The organism is Pseudomonas sp. CM25, assembly GCF_013179705.1.
GTDB lineage: Bacteria > Pseudomonadota > Gammaproteobacteria > Pseudomonadales > Pseudomonadaceae > Aquipseudomonas.
The window spans coordinates 1-2,687 of record NZ_JABMCW010000522.1 but is presented as its reverse complement, the minus strand read 5'-3'; the positions used below and the strand labels follow the sequence as shown (position 1 = coordinate 2,687).

Annotated in this window: 5 protein-coding genes; all 5 read left to right on the top strand. The window is 60.7% G+C overall.

Going from position 1 to position 2,687, the window contains the following annotated elements:
* Positions 1-670 (top strand): RNA polymerase factor sigma-54 (gene rpoN / locus HP546_RS28865; RefSeq protein WP_172232871.1); only part of this gene is annotated, 670 nt, incomplete at its 5' end.
* Between the two features lie 79 nt (positions 671-749).
* Positions 750-1,058, top strand: coding sequence for a ribosome hibernation-promoting factor, HPF/YfiA family (gene hpf / locus HP546_RS28860; RefSeq protein WP_172232868.1), 309 nt, complete (start codon positions 750-752; stop codon positions 1,056-1,058).
* A gap of 12 nt (positions 1,059-1,070) precedes the next feature.
* Positions 1,071-1,535 (top strand): PTS IIA-like nitrogen regulatory protein PtsN, encoded by a 465-nt coding sequence (ptsN, locus tag HP546_RS28855; protein WP_172232865.1) that lies wholly within the window; start codon positions 1,071-1,073, stop codon positions 1,533-1,535.
* Positions 1,536-1,537: 2 nt separating this feature from the next.
* Complete coding sequence (gene rapZ / locus HP546_RS28850) at positions 1,538-2,392, top strand: RNase adapter RapZ (RefSeq protein WP_172232862.1); 855 nt, start codon at positions 1,538-1,540, stop codon at positions 2,390-2,392.
* 19 nt (positions 2,393-2,411) lie between these two features.
* Positions 2,412-2,684: an HPr family phosphocarrier protein gene (locus HP546_RS28845; RefSeq protein WP_086979053.1), complete on the top strand. Its 273-nt coding sequence runs from the start codon at positions 2,412-2,414 to the stop codon at positions 2,682-2,684.
* The last annotated feature ends 3 nt before the right edge of the window (positions 2,685-2,687 follow it).

The following is a 2,687-nucleotide window of genomic DNA, read 5'->3' as shown; positions in this document are numbered from 1 at the left end:
CCTCAACCCGCGGCCTGGTTCGCAGATCGAGTCCAGCGAGCCTGAATACGTGGTGCCCGACGTGATCGTGCGCAAGGACAGCGAGCGCTGGCTGGTCGAACTGAACCAGGAGGCCATCCCGCGCCTGCGCGTCAACCCGCAATACGCAGGCTTCGTGCGCCGCGCCGACACCAGCGCCGACAACACCTTCATGCGCAACCAGCTGCAGGAGGCGCGCTGGTTCATCAAGAGCCTGCAAAGCCGCAACGAAACCCTGATGAAGGTTGCCACGCAAATCGTCGAACACCAGCGTGGTTTCCTCGACCACGGCGATGAAGCCATGAAGCCGTTGGTGCTGCATGACATCGCCGAAGCGGTGGGCATGCACGAGTCGACCATTTCGCGGGTGACCACGCAGAAATACATGCACACGCCGCGTGGCATCTACGAACTGAAGTACTTTTTCTCCAGCCACGTCAGCACCTCCGAAGGCGGAGAATGCTCGTCCACGGCGATTCGCGCGATCATCAAGAAACTGGTTGCGGCGGAAAATCAGAAAAAGCCATTGAGTGACAGCAAGATCGCTGGTTTACTGGAGGCACAAGGCATCCAGGTAGCCCGTCGCACCGTCGCCAAGTACCGCGAGTCTCTCGGCATCGCACCGTCGAGCGAGCGCAAGCGACTGATGTAGCCCCTGGGATGTGCCACAGCGTTTCTGGGGCAGGTGCAAGACCTGCCTCTTTATGCACGGGCAACAAAGGAGAAGCTGTATGCAAGTCAACATCAGTGGACACCATGTAGAAGTCACCGAACCACTGCGTGAGTACGTGCTTGAAAAGCTGGCTCGCGTGGAGGGGCACTTTGACAAGATCACCAACGCCCAGGTCATCCTGAAAGTCGAGAAGCTGCAGCAGAAAGTCGAAGCGACCCTGCAGATTCCTGGCGGCGAGGTGGTTGCCAATGCCGAAGACCAAGACATGTATGCAGCGATCGACGCCATGGCCGACAAGCTCGACCGCCAATTGAAAAAACACAAGGAAAAACAGCAAAGCCTGCTGCAAGGTGCAGCTGCCCGCTGATCCCCCTCATCCATGATCCGACTTGAAACCATCCTGACCCCCGGCCGTTCACTTGTGAACGTGCCGGGCGGCAGCAAGAAGCGCGCCCTTGAAAAGGTCGCCAACGTCATCGCCGATCAAGTGCCAGAACTGGAGATGCAAGACGTCTTCGAAAAACTGGTCGCCCGGGAAAAACTCGGGTCGACCGGTTTCGGCAATGGCATTGCCATCCCGCACTGCCGGCTTGAAGGATGCTCGGCACCGGTCAGCGCCCTGCTGCACCTGGAAGCCCCTATCGATTACGACGCCATCGATGGCGCGCCGGTGGACCTGCTGTTCGTCCTGCTGGTGCCTGAAGCCGCCACCGATGCCCACCTGGAACTGCTGCGCCAGATTGCCAGCATGCTCGATCGCAAGGAGGTCCGTGATCGCCTGCGTGCGGCCACCAGCAGTGACGCCCTGTTCCAGGTTGTCCTGGACGTACAGAACGAGCACTGAACATGCGCCTGATCATCGTCAGCGGCCGGTCCGGCTCCGGCAAGAGCACCGCCCTCGATGTCCTGGAAGACAACGGTTTTTACTGTATTGACAACCTGCCCGCCGGGCTGCTGCCGCAGCTGGCGGAAAACGCACTGATCAATACCGAATTGCTGCAACCCAAGGTGGCCGTGTCTATTGACGCACGCAACCTGCCCAGCCACCTGACGCGCTTCCCGGAACTGCTTGAAGAAGCCCGTGCCCGGCACATCCAGTGCGACGTGCTGTACCTGGATGCCGACGAAGAGGTGCTGCTCAAGCGTTTCTCGGAAACCCGCCGACGCCACCCGCTGACCAACGCCGACCGCTCGCTCGCCGAAGCCATCCGCGTCGAAAGCGATTTGCTGGGGCCGATTGCAGACCTGGCCGACCTCAAGATCGACACCACCAACCTCAACCTGTACCAGTTGCGGGACTCGATCAAGCTGCGCCTGCTCAACCAACCCGAGCCCGGCACGGCGTTCCTGGTCGAGTCGTTCGGCTTCAAGCGCGGGATGCCGGTCGATGCCGACCTGGTGTTCGATGTACGCTGCCTGCCCAACCCCTACTGGAAGCCCGAGCTGCGCGAGCACTCCGGCCTTGATCAGCCGGTGGTCGACTACCTGGCTGCACAGCCCGATGTCGAAGAAATGTTCAACGACATTTCCAGCTACCTGCTCAAGTGGCTGCCCCGTTTCGCCGCCAGCAATCGCGCTTATGTGACCATCGCCATCGGCTGCACGGGTGGCCACCACCGCTCGGTGTACATCACCGAACGCCTTGGCCAGTTGCTGCAGAAATCCCTGAAAAACGTCCAGGTCCGCCACCGCGACCTCTAGCCCAAGGATCCGCCCCACCATGCCCGCCCGTGAAATCACCATCATCAACAAGCTGGGTTTGCATGCCCGGGCGGCAGCCAAGTTCGTCGGCGTTGCCGGCCGTTTTCCCTGCCAGGTGCGGGTTGGCCGTGCGCCGGACAAACTGGTGGACGGCAAGAGCATCATGGCGGTGATGATGCTCGCGGCCGGCAAGGGCACCCAGGTGCACCTGCATACCGAAGGTGATCAGGACAACGACGCCATGGACGCGCTGGTCGAGCTGATCAACAACTTCTTCGACGAAGGCGAATAACTA